This is a genomic window from Agrobacterium sp. A3-95 (assembly GCF_053521785.1).
Window position 1 is genome coordinate 98274 of record NZ_JBNWDR010000008.1, and the last position, 16249, is coordinate 114522.

The window sequence follows — 16249 nt, forward strand, 5'->3', positions numbered from 1 at the left end:
GAACAACCGATGACCGATGCATTCATCTGCGACTATATCCGCACACCGATCGGCCGTTTCGGCGGTGCATTGTCTTCAGTGCGGGCTGACGATCTCGGTGCTGTGCCCTTGCGGGCGCTTGTCGAGCGTAACCCGTCCGTGGATTGGGAAGCCGTTGAGGACGTGATCTTTGGCTGCGCCAACCAGGCGGGCGAAGATAACCGCAATGTTGCCCGCATGTCGCTGCTGCTGGCCGGCCTGCCGGTTTCGGTGACCGGAACCACGATCAACCGGTTGTGCGGTTCGGGCATGGACGCTGTCATCGCCGCTGCCCGTGCCGTCAAATCCGGCGAGGCGGAATTGATGATCGCAGGCGGCGTGGAAAGCATGAGCCGCGCGCCCTTCGTGCTGCCCAAGGCCGAAAGCGCCTTTTCACGCAACGCCGAAATCTACGACACGACCATCGGCTGGCGTTTCGTCAACCCGCTGATGAAGGCGCAATATGGCGTCGATTCCATGCCGGAGACCGGTGATAACGTCGCCGTCGATTATCAGGTCTCCCGCGAAGATCAGGACGCCTTTGCCGTTCGCAGCCAGCAAAAGGCAGCCGACGCGCAGGCCAATGGCCGCCTCGACAAGGAAATCGTCTCGGTCACGATCCCGCAGCGCAAGGGCGATCCGCTGGTAGTGTCTAAAGACGAACATCCGCGCGCGACGAGCCTTGAAGCTCTTGCAAAGCTGAAGCCTGTCAACAAGCGCGACAGTGCGACAGTGACGGCGGGCAATGCATCCGGCGTCAATGACGGTGCGGCGGCCCTCATCATCGCTTCGGCTGAAGCCGCAAAGAAATACGGCCTGACGCCGATTGCCCGCATTCTCGGCGGAGCAACGGCCGGCGTTCCGCCGCGCGTCATGGGCATTGGCCCCGCGCCTGCCTCAGCCAAGCTTCTGGCGCGTCTCGGCCTGAAACAGGAAGAGCTTGACGTGATCGAGCTGAACGAAGCCTTCGCCAGCCAGGGTCTCGCAACGCTTCGCCAGCTCGGCATTGCCGATGACGATGCGCGGGTGAATGCAAATGGCGGCGCGATTGCGCTTGGGCATCCGCTTGGGATGTCCGGTGCGCGCATTGCCGGCACCGCAGCACTCGAGCTTTCTCTGACCGGCAAGCGTTATGCGCTTTCGACCATGTGCATCGGCGTCGGGCAGGGCATTGCCGTGGCGCTCGAGCGGGTCTGACGGGACCGCGGCATTCGGTTCTGTTGAACGGTCCGGATGCCGCTGCCGCCGTGTCTTCACCTATGTCGGCAGGTGCTCAGGAACTCCACGCATGATTTTCTCGCGGTGGTGCATTCCAACTCCCCTCATTCCTGTGCTTGTCACAGGAATCCAGCCGACGCGCGTCTGCGCGGCGGAGGGAGTCTTTTCAGCCCAAGGACTTGGGCTGGCTGGATCTCTGTGACAAGCACAAAGATGAGGGACGTGGAAAAGCAGGCCTCGCACCAGACACCCCAGCCATCAATATTTATGCCGCGTGCTATGGCACCCCTCGCCGAAATCTCGGTTTGCGTTGGATTCTATCATGATCCGTGACATGTTTTGCGGGGTATGACAGGATTCTTTCCGTGTAAGGGGTGTCTTCATGAAGCGTCCGACAATCACAGATGTTGCAAACGCCGCCGGCGTCAGCGTTGCGACTGTCGACAGGGTATTGAATGGTCGCCTGCCGGTGCGGGAGGAAACCTCGCGGCGGGTGTTCGAGGCGGCGGAAAAGATCGGTTTCCATGCCACCAACATCATCCGCCAGCGCATGCTGGCCGATCTGCCGTCCTATAATCTCGGAATCATTCTGCGGAAAGAACGGCACTCCTTTTACCAGGCATTTGCCGATGAGCTGGAGCTTGCGGCGCGCAACGTGAGGGATCGCCATCTGAACCTGCGCATCGAATTTGCGCAGTCGGGCGAGCCGAGCGAGCTTGCGGCCCTTCTGTCCGGCATGAAAGGTCGGGTGCAGGCCGTTGCGGCCACCGGTCCTGACCATCATGACGTTACGGCGGCCGTTGAGGCGCTGAAGGCGAAGGGTATTCCCACCTTTTCCCTGCTTTCCGATTTCGCGCAGGGTGTGCGGGAGGCCTATCTTGGCGCGAATAACATGAAGGTTGGGCGCACGGCGGCGTGGATGATCTCGCGGCTGGCGCGCAGCAAGGGCAAGGTGCTGCTATTGCTCGGTGGCCACCGTTTTCACGGTCATTCGCTGCGGGAAACCGGCTTTCGGAGCTATATCAGGGAATATGCGCCGGAATTCGAGGTGATGGACGCGCTGATCACGTTGGAAACGCGGCGGCTGACCTACGAGCTTGTCATGGACACCATCGCCAAACACCAAGATCTCGTCGGCATCTATTGCATCGGCGGCGGCATGGAAGGTGTGATCGAGGCCTTGCAGCAGGAGAACCGCCAGGAAACCATCGTCTGCCTCGTCAACGAGTTGACGCCGGAATCCCGTCAGGCGCTGCTTGAGCGGCGTATTACCGGCGTGTTCCAGACACCGCTTCGCGAACTGTGCACGGATCTTGTTGCCACGATGGTTCACACCATCGAACACGGCATGGCGGAAACACCGGGACAGAGATTTGTGCCCGCTCATCTATGGGTTCCTGAGAGCCTTTGATGGTTTGATAGATTCTATCATAAATGCCGCGTCTATTTCTATCAGCCATGATGGTTTTGCCCGCCGAAGACGCGTTGACGCCGGCCCCGGACTAGGATCATGTTGCCGGCATGTGGAGCGGGCAGGAGGCTGATCCACGACAATAACGATGTTTCAAGGTTGCCAAACGCCGCAGATTTCCATCTTCGGCGACGGGTATCCTTTTGCCGGCGATCGGCTGTGGCGCAATGCACTTGCGGCTGTGCGACCGGTTTCTTTTCAAGAGTTTCGGAGGAGGATGACATGAAAAGACATTTTGCGATTGCGGCTCTGGCCACCATGCTGGCGACCACGGCTTCGGCTCAGACCATCGGCGTTTCGATGGCCCTGTTCGACGACAATTTCCTGACCGTGCTGCGTAACGGCATGATCGACTATTCGAAGGGTATGAACGGTGTCTCGCTGCAGATCGAGGACGCCCAGAACGATGTCGGCAAACAATTGAGCCAGGTGCAGAACTTTGTCGCGGCTGGCGTCGACGCCATCATCGTCAATCCCGTTGATACGGATGCGACGGTGGCGCTTTCGCAGGCGGCCGCCGCAGCCGGCATTCCGCTTGTCTACGTCAACCGCCAGCCGGTCAATCTCGACAACCTGCCGGACAAGCAGGCCTTCGTCGCTTCCGATGAAAAACAGTCGGGAACGTTGCAGACGCAGGAAGTCTGCCGGCTTCTGAAAGCTGCCGGCAAGACGGAAGCCAAGGCCGTGGTGATGATGGGCGAGCTCTCCAACCAGGCGGCGCGCATGCGGACTGAGGACATCAAGGAGGTCGTCGCCACTCCGGATTGCAGCTTCATCAAGCTCGTTGAGGAGCAATCCGCCAACTGGTCGCGCACGCAGGGGTCGGACCTGATGACCAACTGGCTCTCGGCTGGCGTTGAGTTCGATGCGGTGATTTCAAACAATGACGAGATGGCGATCGGCGCGATCCAGTCGTTGAAGGCGACCGGCCGGCCGATGGACGGCGTCATTATTGCGGGTATCGACGCGACCCAGGATGCACTTGCCGCGATGGCGGCGGGCGAACTGGATGTCAGTGTTTTCCAGAATGCCGCCGGCCAGGGCAAGGGCGCGGTGGATGCCGCGCTGAAACTCGCCAAGGGCGAGACGATCGACAAGAAGGTCTTCGTGCCCTTCGAACTCGTCACGCCCGCCAACCTCAAGGATTATCAGGCGAAGAACTGAGGCCGGCATTCACTGGGAATGCCAGGAATAAACCAGGGGCCGCTCATGGAAAAGCAGGCCCAAGGCCGCGGTCTCTTCTCCCGGACCGCGGCCTAACCTGTCCGCAACGACCTCAACAGATACCGACGACAAGGAAGCGTAAATGCGCATCGCCATCGACCCGTTCATGCACCGCCATCTTAGCCTCGAAGCCCTTCCCGCCAAAGTTAGGGAGCTCGGCTACGACTGGATCGAGCTCAGCCCGCGCGCCGATTTCCTCGAATGGTTCAAGGCGCCACGCGTGTTTCCCGAAAGGATCCGCTCGTTCAAGAAGGCGCTGGCGGCCGAAAACGTCAAGATTGCCTCGCTGCTGCCGATGTATCGCTGGGCCTCCAATGACGAGACCGAGCGGCAGGCGGCAGTGAAGCACTGGAAACGCGCCATCGAGATCGCCGTCGAACTGGAGGTCGATACGATGAACTCCGAATTTGGCCGTGGACCGCATCCCGACAAGGGTTCCTGCTATTGCTGCCATACCGGCTCGATGATCGAGGCCTGCGAGGATGCCTGGTGGCGTTCAATGGAAGAACTTGTGCCGATCTTCGAGCGCGAAGGCATCAATCTGCATGTCGAGCCGCATCCGGAAGACTGGTGCGAGACACTTCAGCCGGCGCTTGACATCATCCGCACCGTCAATTCGAAGAATGTGAAGTTTCTCTATTGCGCCCCGCACACCTTCTATTTCGGCGACGACACCAAGGCGATGCTGCGCGAAGCGAAGGATGTGCTCGCCCACGTGCATGTCGGTGACACCTTCAATCACAAGGCCAGTTCAGGGCTGCGCTACATTCTCAACCCGCCCGGCACGCAGGCGCGCGTGCACCAGCACCTGAACATCGGCCAGGGTGAGGTGCCGTGGGACGACTTCTTCGGCACGCTTTCCGAAATCGGCTTCGACGGCATCATGACCTCCTGTGTTTTTGCCTGGGAGGACAGGGCCGATGAATCGGGCAGGTTCATGTGCGCCGAGATCAACAACTATATCGAAAAATACCGCAAGTGAGGTTTTTCCCATGACTGTGAGAATTGGTGTCATCGGCACCGGGGCGATTGGCCGTGACCATGCCCGCCGCATCAACAAGGTCCTCGGAGGCGCAAAGGTCGTGGCGCTGAGTGACGTCAACCCTGCATCCGCCGAGGCGGTGAAGAACGACATTGCTGCGGACGCCTTCATTTTCGCCACCGGCGAGGAACTGATTGCATCGCCGGATGTGGACGCCGTTCTGGTGACATCCTGGGGTGCCACGCATGAGCAATATGTGCTGGCCGCCATTGCCGCCGGCAAGCCCTGCTTTTGCGAAAAGCCGCTGGCGACAACGGCGGAAGGGGCAAAACGCATCGTTGACGCCGAGGTGGCGCAGGGCAAGCGGCTGGTTCAGGTGGGCTTCATGCGCCGTTATGACGCCGGTTATGTGGCGTTGAAACAGGCCGTCGACACCAAGATCGGCGCGCCGATCATGGTGCACGCCGCCCATCGCAATCCGGCGGTTCCGGAGCAATATGTGACTGCTATGGCCATCCACGACACGATGATCCACGAGATCGACGTGCTGCGCTGGCTGCTCGACGATGATTATGTTTCGGCGCGGGTCCTCTTTCCCCGCTCGGCGGCCAGAAGCCATGCGCGGCTGAAGGATCCGCAGATCGTCGTTCTGGAGACCACCAGGGGCACGCTCATCGACGTCGAAATTTTCGTCAATTGCCATTATGGCTATGATATTCAGTGCCAGGTGGTGGGAGAGGATGGCATCGCCAGCCTGCCAGAACCGATGTCCGTCCAGACCCGCCTTGGCGCCAAGCTACAGAACGATATCCTGACAGACTGGAAGGATCGCTTTATCGCGAGCTATGATGTCGAGCTGCAGGATTTCATCCATGCGGCGGCGAAGGGGACTGCGGCCGGACCGAATTCCTGGGACGGTTACGTCGCCGCCATCACATCCGATGCCTGCGTCACGGCGCAGGAAACCGGTGGCGCTGCGGTCGCCATCGACCTTCCCGCGCGTCCTGCCCTTTATAAGTGAGGATATCTCATGCGTTTTGCCATCAACCACATCACCGCACCAAAACTCTCCCTCGAGGACTTCTTCGCGACAGCGCGCAATCTTGGCCTTAGCGAAGTCGAAATCCGCAACGACCTGCCTGACATCGTCGGCACGGTGGACCCGGCTGCCGTGAAGGCCGCGGCCGAAAAGGCCGGCGTGACCATCATCTCCATCAACGCGCTATACCCATTCAACGTCTGGTCGGGCGATCTGCCAAAAAGGGCAGTCGTGATGGCTGATTACGCCGCCGCAAGTGGCGCGAAGGCGCTTGTCATGTGCCCGCTCAACGAGGGCCGACAGGTACCCTTCGACGATCTCGTGGCCGCGCTCAAGGCCATGAAGCCCATCCTCGAGGAGCGTGGGCTGACCGGCCTTGTCGAACCGCTCGGTTTCCCCGTCTCGTCGCTGCGCACCAAGGCTGAGGCCGTCAAGGCCATCGACGCGGTAGGCGGGGGCGATGTCTACAGGCTGGTGCACGACACTTTCCATCATCATCTGGTAGGAGAGACGGTGTTTTTCCCCGAACGCACCGGCCTCGTCCACATATCAGGCGTGACAGACCCCGCCGTCTCCGTCGCCGACATGCTGGACGCCCACCGCGTTCTGGTGGATAGCGACGACCGGCTGGAGAATCTTGCCCAGATCAGGACGCTGGAGGCCGCTGGCTACAAGGGGCCTTACAGCTTCGAGCCTTTCGCGGCTGAGGTGCATGAGTTGAAAGACCCGGCTGCTGCCGTCAGAGACAGTATCGACCATATCTCCCAGGCGCTATGACCGCCTCACCGCCTGCGGTTTGCTGCAGGCGGTGCTTGCGTTCGAATACAGGCTGATTGGTAGAAAACACAGAGAAATCAATTCCGCTTTTACGGATGATGCTGTAATCTTTGCGTGACAAAACAGAGCAGCAATCGGGCTCGGGTATTCTTGAAATCAACTGCTTTGTGCCGGTTTCTTGCCCGCCCCATCCTTAAAAGAGTGGGTGAATTTCCCTTTTATGAAAATAGACAGGAAAACGACGCTTAAGGATGTGGCGCAGCAGGCGAATGTTTCGCTTAGCACCGCTTCGCACGCCCTTAACGGCACGGCCCCCTTGACCACGCTGGTGCGCGAGCGGGTGCTGGAAGCGGCCCGTTCGCTCGGTTATCTCGAAAACCGCCGGCAGAAGGCGACGATTGCGACCCTGCGCGTGGTGTTGCTGGCAATGACCAACGATGCGGCTCCGCAAAGTGATCTCAACATGGTCAGCTGGACGATGCTGAACGGCTTCCGGCGCGAATGCGAACGGCGCGGCATTCGCATCGTTCCCTTCGTCAGCGCCACAAGCCGGCTTGACCCTGTCGCGGTGGCGCAGGCGGCGGATGCCGACAATGTGGATGGCATCGTGGTGTTGAACGATGACCGGTCGCAACTGGTTCAGGCGCTTTCGGCGCTCGGCAAACCGGTGGTGCTGATCAATGGCGAGGACCCGGCCATGATCGTCGATACGGTGACGGCCGAGAACCGTTTCGGCGCCCGCCTTGGCATCGAGCACCTGCTTTCCCTTGGGCATCGCAATATTCTGCACATTACCTGGAAGGGGCGCACGACGATCCGCCGCCGTTACGACGGCTATAGCGACGCATTTCTTGCGGCGGGGTTTCCGGTGCCTGCGGATATGGTCATTGAGGTGGAGAGTTATGAACCCCAATGGGGCGAAACCGCCATTCGTCGCCTGCTGGCCGAGGAGCGCCCGCTCAGAAATGCAACGGCGATTTTCTGCGCTGCCGACAATCTGGCGCTCGGCTGTCTGAAAGCACTGACGGAAGCCGGTGTCCGGGTTCCCGATGATGTTTCGGTATTGGGTTTTGACGATATCATGCCGGCGGCCTTCAGTGCGCCGCCGCTCAGCACCATTCAATTGCCCGCCGACAGGCTGGGTGGTGCGGCACTTTCCCTGCTGGAGCAGCGGCTTGTCGCCGCCGACCCGACCCGGCCTGCGCACCGGCTGGAACTTGGCTGTCGACTTGTGCTGAGGGGCAGCATCGCACCGCCCCCCAAGTGATACCGAGCTTTTACTTCATGCCCGTCCCAGCAATGCCTGTCGTGATATAGCGTTGCAGGAACAGGAACACGACGGTAACCGGCGCCAGGCTGAGGAAGGTCATGGCGAGAATATAGTGCCATTGCACCGAGAACTCGCCCTGGAAGGCGTTCAGGCCCACCTGCAGTGTGAAGTTCTCGCGGCTGCTGAGGACGATCAACGGCCAGAGGAAGTCGTTCCAGCGCCACAGCACCGAGAAGATTGCGAGAACCGCTAGTGCAGGTGCCGTCAGCGGCAGGATGATGCGCCAGAAGATGCGGAACTCGCTGGCCGCATCGACGCGCGCGGCTTCGATGAGTTCGTCGGGGATCGTCAGCATGTATTGCCTGAGCAGGAACACGCCGGTTGGCGTCGCGACGGTGGGAATGATGACACCCCAGAGATTGTCGACGAGGCCGACACCGACGATAACAAGATAGGCTGGCACCATGACGACGGTAAGTGGGATCATCAGCGTCGAGATGATCAGCACGAAAATCGCCTTCTCGCCGCGGAAGCGGTATTTCGAGAGAGCAAACGCCGCCATGGCGTTGACGATCAAGGTTAAAACCGTCGCGACAACAGTGACGAAGACTGAGTTTTTCAGGAAAGTCAGGAAGTTGAACTGGGTCAAGGGATCGGTGAAATTCTGCGTCGCGATCGTCAGTTTCTGGACGGGCGACATTTCGCGTGTGTCGACGCTGACCGGCGGGCCGGGATTGGCCGGATCCACCATCTGCGCCTTGATGCCAACGCGCCGGACCATGGCCATCTCCCGCTCCATGCCGTCGATGGTGACGGTCCAGAGGCTGAGCGGCCTGTCATAACCTGGAACTTCCACCTGCACGGCGGCGCGCGGCAGAAGGCTCGGCGGAAACCGTGTGATCTCGGCTTCCGGCTTCAGCGAGGACATGGCGGCCCAGACAACGGGTATGAGCACCGCGAGCGTGCCGCCGATGAGCCACACCCACGAGAGAATATCGGTGAGACCGATCCTGCCGGGGCGGCGGGTTCGCGTCAGGAAAGTGACTGCGTTTATATTGCCGGACATGATCAGGACTCCATCTTTTTGCCGAGGCGCAGTTGCACGAGCGTCAGCGCGAGAAGAACAAGGCCCATAAGAACCGATGCGGCGGATGCGAGGCCGAAGAGCCTGAGATCGCTGCCAAAGGCCATCTGGTAGATATATTGCACCACGAACGTGTTGGCCGTGCCCGGCCCGCCGCCATTGGTCAAAACCCAGGCTTCATCAAATATTTGCACTGAGCGGATCATCAAAAGGATCAGTACGACGAGAAGGTTGGGAGCCAGCAGCGGCAGGGTGATGCGCAGCAATGTGCGTCGGGGCGAAGCGGCGTCGATTGCGGCTGCTTCATAAAGGTCTTTGGGAATGGCCTGCAGCCCGGCCAGCAGGATGAGCGTGTAAAAGCCCATGTGGAACCAGACGGATACGACCACGACGAAGAAGCGCGACCAGCCGACATCCAGCAGGAAGATTTCCGGCGGCACGCCGAGCATCTGGAAGAAGGCGTTCAGCAGTCCGTTGCGGTCAAGAAACCATTTCCAGATGAGGCCGATGACGACAGGTGACAGCAGCACGGGATAAAAGAACATGGCGCGGAAGAAGCCGCGCGCGGCAATCGCCCTGTTAAGAATGAGGGCCGTGACCAGCGCGACGAACAGCGTGGCGACAACGTTGAAGCCGACAAACCAGAGCGTGTTCCAGATCGCTGTCCAGAACAGCGATTCCCGGCAGCTTCCGGGGTCCATATAGCTCTGGCAATCGAGCAGCTTGCCGAAATTCTCCAGACCGACAAAGGGGCGGTCGGTGATCAGCAGCTCGGTGCCGCCGGTAAAGGCGTAACCGACGGCAATGGCAATCGGCAGGAAGGTGAAGATGCCGAAGAGAACGAGGTTCGGCATCAGGAAAATATAGGGCATGCGCCTTTTGCCGATCAGCCGCTCTATGAGGTTGAGCGGCACTTCGGCGATTGCCATCACGGCGTCGAGCACGCGGTCGGACAGTCTCGCAAGCGTCGGATTGGCCATGCTAGTCTCTCCCGTGGCTGTCGAGGCGCGGCAGCGCCAGTTCGGTTTCGGGGTCGAAGACATGCACCCTTTCGCGCGCCGGCATGATGTTCAGAATTGAGCCTGAAGCGGGTGCGAAGTGGCCAGCCTGGTGAACGATGATCTGCTCTTTCTGGCCCTGAAGATTGCCGTAGAGATAGGTCTCGGTGCCGAGGCTCTCGTGATACTGCACCTCGAAGGGCAGGCCCTTTTCCTGCGTGATGACAAAATGCGAGGGGCGGATGCCCGCCAGAACTGCCTTTCCGGGGGTAGCCACGGCGGGATCGACGAGGCAGGGCAGGGACACGCCGTATCCGGAGTCGATTGCGAAACCGCCGTCGCTGCCGGCGACGAATGTGCCCTTCAGTATGTTCATGCGCGGTGAACCGAGGAAGCCGGCGACGAAGAGGTTGCGCGGATTGTCGAAAAGCTCGAGCGGGCTGCCCACCTGTTCGATGCGGCCTGCACGCAGCACAACGATCTTGTCGGCCATGGTCATGGCTTCCACCTGATCGTGGGTCACATAGATCATCGTCGTCTTGATATCGCGATGCAGCCTTGTGATTTCGGCGCGGGTCTGCACGCGCAGCGCCGCATCGAGGTTCGACAGCGGCTCGTCAAACAGGAAAATGTCAGGCTCGCGCACGATGGCGCGGCCGATGGCGACGCGCTGGCGCTGGCCGCCGGAAAGCTGTTTCGGCTTGCGGTCGAGATAGGGTTCGATAGCCAGCATGCGTGCCGCCTCGTTGATGCGGCTTTCGATTTCCGCTCGCTTGAAACGCAGGTTTTCAAGGCCGAAGGCGAGGTTCTTGCGCACACTCATATGCGGATAGAGCGCATAGGACTGGAAGACCATGGCGATCTTGCGCTCGGCCGGCGAGAGCGCGCTGACATCGCGTCCGCCAATGCCGATGGTGCCTGACGTCACATCCTCAAGGCCGGCGATGATGCGCAGCAGCGTGGATTTTCCGCAGCCGGAAGGACCGACGAAAACGACGAATTCCCCGTTCTGGATCTGAAGATCGATATCATGCAGGACATGAACGGCACCGAATGCCTTGTTGAGGTTTTCCAGCTTTAGACTTCCCATTACCTGCTCCCTTCGGGCAAGGTCGTCTCTGCGACGATCTCTTTTGCATTCCAGCCCTTGGGTAAGGGCATCGTTCTTCCAATGGCAACGTCGCGCGCAGAAAATCCGTGAACGCCGGACAGATAGACCGCAGGCATGCCGCCGGGGTAATCTTCAAGTCCGACGATCCTGCCGTCGGCGCTGCGTGTCCAGGCATTGGCGCGGCCGGCAGCTTCCGGGCTTGGTGCAATGTCCGCATTGGTCGGGCGAAGATCATATTGCAGGCCGGTGCCGAGTTGGCCGGGCTGCTGCGACAGTGAAATGCGCGCGAGCGTGACATTGTGGATGCCGGCGCTCGAGGTGGCGACGAGGTTTATCGCCCCTTCCATCGAGCCGCTCAGGTCTTCCACCACAAGGTTTTCAACCTTACCGGCCTGACGTTCCGGCCGGCGGTCTACCACGGTGACAGTCACGGCTTCGCCCGATCCCCAGAAACCGCCCGGCGTTTCGTGGCACTCCGCCTCGATCCGCGAAAAGCGGATATTGCGCATGGCGCCGCCATCGCGGGAGAAAAGGCCGATGCCGCGATTGGATGCGATGACTTTGCAGTCCTCGAACGCCACATCGGTGAAATCGCCGAAGGATTCCGTGCCGAGCTTCAAGGCGCAGCTCATGCTTGAGACAGTGCAGCGGCGAACCGTGATATCAGCGCAGGCGCCAACAGCCTTGCCATCCGGTCCGGCGCTGGTCTTCAGGCAGATACCGTCATCGGCGGTGGAGATGGAGCAATCCTCGATCAGTGCGCGCCGGCAGGCATCCAGCACGATGCCGTCGGTGTTGGGCAGGCGGCGATCGTTTTCGACACGGATGTTGCGGAAACTCAGATCTTCGCAATCGACCATGTGCAGGGTCCACATTGGCGAACCGCTGACGACGAGGTTTTCAAGGCGAACGTCGCGGCAGGATTCCAGAACCATGACACGCGGCCTCTTTTTCGCGGGCACATAGGTTCCCATGGCTTCGTCGTCACCGATGATGAAGTTCTCACCGCCAGCCTCGATACGGCCGGGGCCGGTGACGGCGATGTTGCTCGCGCCCTTTGCGACGATCATGCCGCGGTCGGAATCCTCGGCGATGACAGAAACGGACGTATGGGCAAAGGCGTCGTAGTCGGAAATCGGCGCGAGCACCGCGTCTTGTGCAAGGTGAAGTTCCACGTCGCTTCTAAGATGAAGGCCGCCGCTGACATGCCGTCCGGCCAAGAGCGACACGACGCCGCCGCCTGCGGCCGATGCTGTATCTATTGCCTGCTGGATATCGGCAGTGGCGTCACGGCCCTCGGCGGCTATGGTGATATTGGTGTGAGCACTCATGATGCCTGCGGCCTCTTCAGAAAGACGTCGATCAGCAGCAGCATCGTCAGCGCCTGCCCATAGGGTGTCGGCAAATTGGGAATCCGGCGGTAGAAATCGAGGTCGTGGCCCATGGGCGTTCCGTCCGACACACCGTGCACGACGCCTTCGTCATCGATATTGCCCAGCACCGCCTTCAGCGCCCGCTCGGCATGGGCGCGGTTTTCTTCGCCGAGAATACCTGCCTCGATGCCGCGCAGAATGCCATAGGCGATGCCAGCGGTTGCCGACGTCTCGACCGGCGAAGTCGGATCGTCGAGGAGCGTGTGGAACATGCCATCCTCGCGCTGATACTGGCGCAGCGAACGCACCTGGCTTGCAAGCACATTGGCGAGGAAACGTTTGTCCTTTTCGGCAAGCGTCGGCACCAGTTCGAAGAGTTCGGGGATTGCAACGGTGATCCAGGAATTGCCGCGTGCCCAGAAGGCATGCGCAAAATTGTGGCGTCCGATGAAGGTCCAGCCGTGATACCACAGCCCGGTTACGGGGTCTGACAGGTAACGCGCATGGATCATGAACTGGTAGACTGCCTCATCGATCCAGTCCTGACGTTTGCAGACCACACCTGCGCGGGCAAGGAACAGACAAGCCATGAACAGCGTGTCGTCCCAGAGTTCACCCTCGTTAAGCCGCTCCTTTACCACGTGCTGGAAGCCGCCATCTTCGGTTTTCGGCAATTTGTGCACAAGCCAGTCGGCCCAGTCTTCAACCAGCGCCCGGAAATCCGGCCGGTCGACATGTTCGGTGAGGATGACGAGCGGCAGCATTGGCGCCGAACTGTTGATCTGGCGTGGCGGCAGGCCACGATCGATCTGCCAGCTGTACCAGGTCACGAGATCGTCCAGAGCTTTCTGGTCGTTTGCGGCAAGCGCCCGGCGCAGGAAGCCGTAAAGCCCAACGCCCACTTCCCAATCCCATTCATCGAACTGAATCTTGCCGTCGGAACTGCCGCTCGCCAGGCCTTCCTGTATGCCCTTGAGGCGGCTGAAGGCGGCGGCGACGCTGTCGATCGTCGTTCTGAGAGTGTCTTTCTCGATGCTTTGCTGGTTCATCTGGTCATTCCGCATAGGAGTAAAATGGCTGTGCCACGCCGTTGCCTGCGGCGGTTTTGGCACTGTCGAAGGTGATCTGTGGCTGTGGCTGCTCGTGGTCGAAGGCCATGGCGTGCCCGCCGATGGTGAAGTTGCCCTCCCAGTTGAGGGAGAGTTCGGGGCCACCGGGCGGCGTGACAGACAGCAGGCGCCTGTCGGCGTCGAACATGACCTGCGTGGCGAGAATTCTTTCGCTGAAGTGCGCGAATGCGTTCGTATCTCCGCAGCCGATAATGCCGATCCAGCCAGCGCGGCGGCCAGGTGATCTGATCTCGCGGTCGGCGGTGGCGCCTGCTGTTACAGGTTCAAGCCCATTGGTCGCATAAAGTGCTGCAAAGCCGCGGCCCGCGCGGGTGATGAGCCAGTTACCCTTCGTCACCACCTCGTCCAGCCCGTCGCGACCGAGATAGGCATGGGTCCAGTCGTTGCGGTGATCATCCGTATCGAAGATCATCATGGCGATATCCCGGTGCTGCGCCACGCGCGGCAGGATGCCGCTGCCGGCCCAATAAGAGGGGCGCTGTGTGCCCCACGGATCATCTTCGCCGGGATGGTTGACCCACAGCCGCGCCATCGGATGGCCGGCAAGCTTGATGTCCATGACGTGCTGCTGGTGGCCCTTGCGACCTGTCTTGTGGTCCACCACAGTGGAAAGCTGGGCTGCTTCGTTCTTGAAGAGCACGAGTTTGCCCGGCTCCAGTCCCTGCGCATAACGCGCCTCGACCATGCGGCCGCCTGTCAGTTGCGACAGGGCGGCAAGATGCGGTGGCGGCAGGTAATCTCCACAGCAGAACATCGGCAGCGAGGCGACGCCATTGTTGAGCCAGCCCTGACCGAAGGCGACTTGCGCAAAAGGTGCAAGTTCGGTCAGCGGCCCGGCGCGCAGCTCCTTGTCATAGGCTCTGCCCTGGGAACCGGAGGGAACGCCACCAAGCGTGTGCAGAGCGATCATTTCGAAAATGAGATCGAGCTGGTGGCGGGCGCGGGCGGCAAGTTCCGGTTCGGCCCAATGTTCGATGGCGAGAAGGCCGATGAAATCCACCGGGTAATAGGCGGCCGAATTCCATTCGGCGAGACCATGCGCCTCGACGCTGTCGAACCAGCGCTGCAGCCGCTCAGTGGCGAGTGCCGTCTGTTCTCTGCCCGTGCGCCCGGAGGCGCTGAAGATGGCGTCCGGCAGATAGTCTCCCGCGAGCAGCTGGCTGGTATGGAAGCACAGAACGTGGTTTTCGCTCCAGAACCACATGACGTCGTTGCCGGGTTCGTCCACCCAGTAGCGATAGGAGAGAATAGAAGAGTTGATCCGCTCAAGCATCTGAGGGGGAAGCCGGTCACCATAGGCGCGCACCAGCCAGAGAAGCGGCACCAGCACGAAATCTGAACAATCCTCACGCCGGTCGATGGACCGCAGCGTTGCATCGACGATGCCGGAAATCGTCTTCATGTCACCGCTGCCGGTAGCGACCATTGCCAGCGCGCGGCCGATGCGCCATGCACCAAAGCGGGCGCTGAAGGACAATGCCGCTTTCTTTCGCTCGGCAATATCGGTGGCGGCCGGTTGTGGCGCCATATCGCCCATGAAGGCTGCGTCGATGACGCGCGTTACCGTTCCGGCACCTGAACCGATGGTGATCCTGACGCCATGATATCCGTCCGAAATGCCTACCGTCTCGGGGATCGTCAGGGTCGATTGCCCGGCTTTCAGCACGGTATCGACCTCGGCAAGGGCGGCGCGCTCGTGGCCGTGGCTTTTCACCGCGATGTGGACGGGAAGGTCGCTGGCAGGTGCTGCCCCGAAAACCAGCTCGAGGGCCGCGCCGGAAAAAACGTCGCGTGCGGGGCGAACATCGCGCACCAGTGCGGCAAGACGTTTCGTTTCTTCCCGGTCGAGCGGCACCGGCAGCACGACGGTGAGCGGCGTGGCGTCCGTAACCTCAAGCTCGAAGAACCAGATGATGTCACGTTCCGCCAGATCTTCGCAAAGCAGCAGCACTTCGTTATCGCCGGCCGCAAGTTCGAGCGTGATATCGCGGCTGCTTTGGACATTGCGGATAAAGGGCTTAAAGCGGACCTGCTCCACGCCGCCCACCCAGATGCGCACGCCGCCGCAGGTGCGCAGCCGGAAATGCGCCTGTCTTGTGGTGTCGCTGCGGAACGTGCCCTTCAGCCAGCGCTGCACATGGGTCGGAACATGCCAGAAACCGGTGAATTCAACTCGTCGATTGGAACCCGGCAGGTTGAGGTGCGAAACCGTAAAGCTGGAGTCGGGCGCGATGTCGCGGCCGATCATCTTCTGTTGAAAGGCCTTGCGGCAGGGCAGGTCGCCAACATCCACAAAGCCGTTGATGAAGCGATAATCGACCCGGTCTTCCGCCGGTGCCGCAATTCCCGGAAATGAGGTTTCCACCAGATCCGAGACGATCCAGGCGGTAACCGTTTCGCCTGGCGGCACGATATATGTGGGCTGCGACGTGCCCGTCGCCAATGGTCCATCCGTCATAATGGATCGCCTCCCGTCGACCTTTATGAAATTATTTTCACAAATCTATTTTCGCTTTGTTGCGTCGATTTGTGCGATTTAGCCGAAACAAACAGC

General features: G+C 60.5%; 13 protein-coding genes. 7 read left to right on the plus strand and 6 right to left on the minus strand.

The window, feature by feature from the left end; all coding sequences use genetic code 11:
- The first annotated feature begins 9 nt into the window (after positions 1 to 9).
- The 7 genes from pcaF (at position 10) to ACQZ5Y_RS20035 (ending at position 7996) form a co-directional block, all read left to right on the plus strand.
- Positions 10 to 1215 (plus strand): 3-oxoadipyl-CoA thiolase, encoded by a 1206-nt coding sequence (gene pcaF / locus ACQZ5Y_RS20005; protein WP_174051081.1) that lies wholly within the window; start codon positions 10 to 12, stop codon positions 1213 to 1215.
- A gap of 403 nt (positions 1216 to 1618) precedes the next feature.
- Positions 1619 to 2647, plus strand: coding sequence for a LacI family DNA-binding transcriptional regulator (locus tag ACQZ5Y_RS20010; RefSeq protein ID WP_038495107.1), 1029 nt, complete (start codon positions 1619 to 1621; stop codon positions 2645 to 2647).
- A 282-nt stretch (positions 2648 to 2929) separates the two neighbouring features.
- On the plus strand, positions 2930 to 3871 hold the full coding sequence (locus ACQZ5Y_RS20015) for a sugar ABC transporter substrate-binding protein (protein WP_013762379.1): 942 nt from the start codon (positions 2930 to 2932) through the stop codon (positions 3869 to 3871).
- 142 nt (positions 3872 to 4013) lie between these two features.
- The gene (locus ACQZ5Y_RS20020) at positions 4014 to 4913 is read left to right on the plus strand and encodes a sugar phosphate isomerase/epimerase family protein (RefSeq protein ID WP_004431052.1); all 900 of its coding nucleotides are present in this window, start codon (positions 4014 to 4016) and stop codon (positions 4911 to 4913) included.
- 10 nt (positions 4914 to 4923) lie between these two features.
- Entirely contained in the window at positions 4924 to 5934 is a 1011-nt protein-coding gene (locus ACQZ5Y_RS20025) for a Gfo/Idh/MocA family protein (protein ID WP_174051083.1), read from the plus strand.
- 9 nt (positions 5935 to 5943) lie between these two features.
- Entirely contained in the window at positions 5944 to 6729 is a 786-nt protein-coding gene (locus tag ACQZ5Y_RS20030; protein WP_174051085.1) for a TIM barrel protein, read from the plus strand.
- A gap of 220 nt (positions 6730 to 6949) precedes the next feature.
- Positions 6950 to 7996 (plus strand): LacI family DNA-binding transcriptional regulator, encoded by a 1047-nt coding sequence (locus ACQZ5Y_RS20035; protein ID WP_013762382.1) that lies wholly within the window; start codon positions 6950 to 6952, stop codon positions 7994 to 7996.
- A 10-nt stretch (positions 7997 to 8006) separates the two neighbouring features.
- On the opposite strand, the gene ACQZ5Y_RS20040 is transcribed toward ACQZ5Y_RS20035, so the two are convergent.
- Genes ACQZ5Y_RS20040 through ACQZ5Y_RS20065 form a run of 6 tightly spaced genes read right to left on the minus strand, consistent with a single transcriptional unit; the run spans position 8007 to position 16153 of the window.
- Complete coding sequence (locus tag ACQZ5Y_RS20040; RefSeq protein ID WP_013762383.1) at positions 8007 to 9065, minus strand: carbohydrate ABC transporter permease; 1059 nt, start codon at positions 9063 to 9065, stop codon at positions 8007 to 8009.
- 2 nt (positions 9066 to 9067) lie between these two features.
- Positions 9068 to 10063 carry a carbohydrate ABC transporter permease gene (locus ACQZ5Y_RS20045; protein WP_004431062.1) on the minus strand — a complete coding sequence of 332 codons (996 nt, stop codon included), beginning with the start codon at positions 10061 to 10063 and terminating at the stop codon, positions 9068 to 9070.
- Position 10064: 1 nt separating this feature from the next.
- Positions 10065 to 11171: an ABC transporter ATP-binding protein gene (locus tag ACQZ5Y_RS20050; RefSeq protein WP_174051087.1), complete on the minus strand. Its 1107-nt coding sequence runs from the start codon at positions 11169 to 11171 to the stop codon at positions 10065 to 10067.
- The gene (pglB, locus tag ACQZ5Y_RS20055; RefSeq protein WP_174060246.1) at positions 11171 to 12523 is read right to left on the minus strand and encodes a polygalacturonase PglB; all 1353 of its coding nucleotides are present in this window, start codon (positions 12521 to 12523) and stop codon (positions 11171 to 11173) included. Before pglB ends, ACQZ5Y_RS20050 begins: the two co-directional genes overlap by 1 nt.
- On the minus strand, positions 12520 to 13614 hold the full coding sequence (gene bglB / locus ACQZ5Y_RS20060) for a beta-galactosidase BglB (RefSeq protein WP_038495127.1): 1095 nt from the start codon (positions 13612 to 13614) through the stop codon (positions 12520 to 12522). The genes pglB and bglB overlap by 4 nt, the downstream gene beginning before the upstream one ends.
- A gap of 4 nt (positions 13615 to 13618) precedes the next feature.
- Positions 13619 to 16153, minus strand: coding sequence for a hypothetical protein (locus ACQZ5Y_RS20065; RefSeq protein WP_174051090.1), 2535 nt, complete (start codon positions 16151 to 16153; stop codon positions 13619 to 13621).
- Positions 16154 to 16249: the final 96 nt, after the last annotated feature.

What these genes read in the sequence shown, in the direction of transcription:
- ACQZ5Y_RS20020 (WP_004431052.1), top strand. Translation starts at nt 4,014, where the DNA reads ATGCGCATCGCCATCGACCCGTTCATGCACCGCCATCTTAGCCTCGAA.
- ACQZ5Y_RS20045 (WP_004431062.1), bottom strand. Translation starts at nt 10,063, where the DNA reads ATGGCCAATCCGACGCTTGCGAGACTGTCCGACCGCGTGCTCGACGCC.
- ACQZ5Y_RS20035 (WP_013762382.1), top strand. Translation starts at nt 6,950, where the DNA reads ATGAAAATAGACAGGAAAACGACGCTTAAGGATGTGGCGCAGCAGGCG.
- pglB (WP_174060246.1), bottom strand. Translation starts at nt 12,523, where the DNA reads ATGAGTGCTCACACCAATATCACCATAGCCGCCGAGGGCCGTGACGCC.
- ACQZ5Y_RS20010 (WP_038495107.1), top strand. Translation starts at nt 1,619, where the DNA reads ATGAAGCGTCCGACAATCACAGATGTTGCAAACGCCGCCGGCGTCAGC.
- pcaF (WP_174051081.1), top strand. Translation starts at nt 10, where the DNA reads ATGACCGATGCATTCATCTGCGACTATATCCGCACACCGATCGGCCGT.
- ACQZ5Y_RS20065 (WP_174051090.1), bottom strand. Translation starts at nt 16,153, where the DNA reads ATGACGGATGGACCATTGGCGACGGGCACGTCGCAGCCCACATATATC.
- bglB (WP_038495127.1), bottom strand. Translation starts at nt 13,614, where the DNA reads ATGAACCAGCAAAGCATCGAGAAAGACACTCTCAGAACGACGATCGAC.
- ACQZ5Y_RS20030 (WP_174051085.1), top strand. Translation starts at nt 5,944, where the DNA reads ATGCGTTTTGCCATCAACCACATCACCGCACCAAAACTCTCCCTCGAG.
- ACQZ5Y_RS20025 (WP_174051083.1), top strand. Translation starts at nt 4,924, where the DNA reads ATGACTGTGAGAATTGGTGTCATCGGCACCGGGGCGATTGGCCGTGAC.
- ACQZ5Y_RS20040 (WP_013762383.1), bottom strand. Translation starts at nt 9,065, where the DNA reads ATGTCCGGCAATATAAACGCAGTCACTTTCCTGACGCGAACCCGCCGC.
- ACQZ5Y_RS20050 (WP_174051087.1), bottom strand. Translation starts at nt 11,171, where the DNA reads ATGGGAAGTCTAAAGCTGGAAAACCTCAACAAGGCATTCGGTGCCGTT.
- ACQZ5Y_RS20015 (WP_013762379.1), top strand. Translation starts at nt 2,930, where the DNA reads ATGAAAAGACATTTTGCGATTGCGGCTCTGGCCACCATGCTGGCGACC.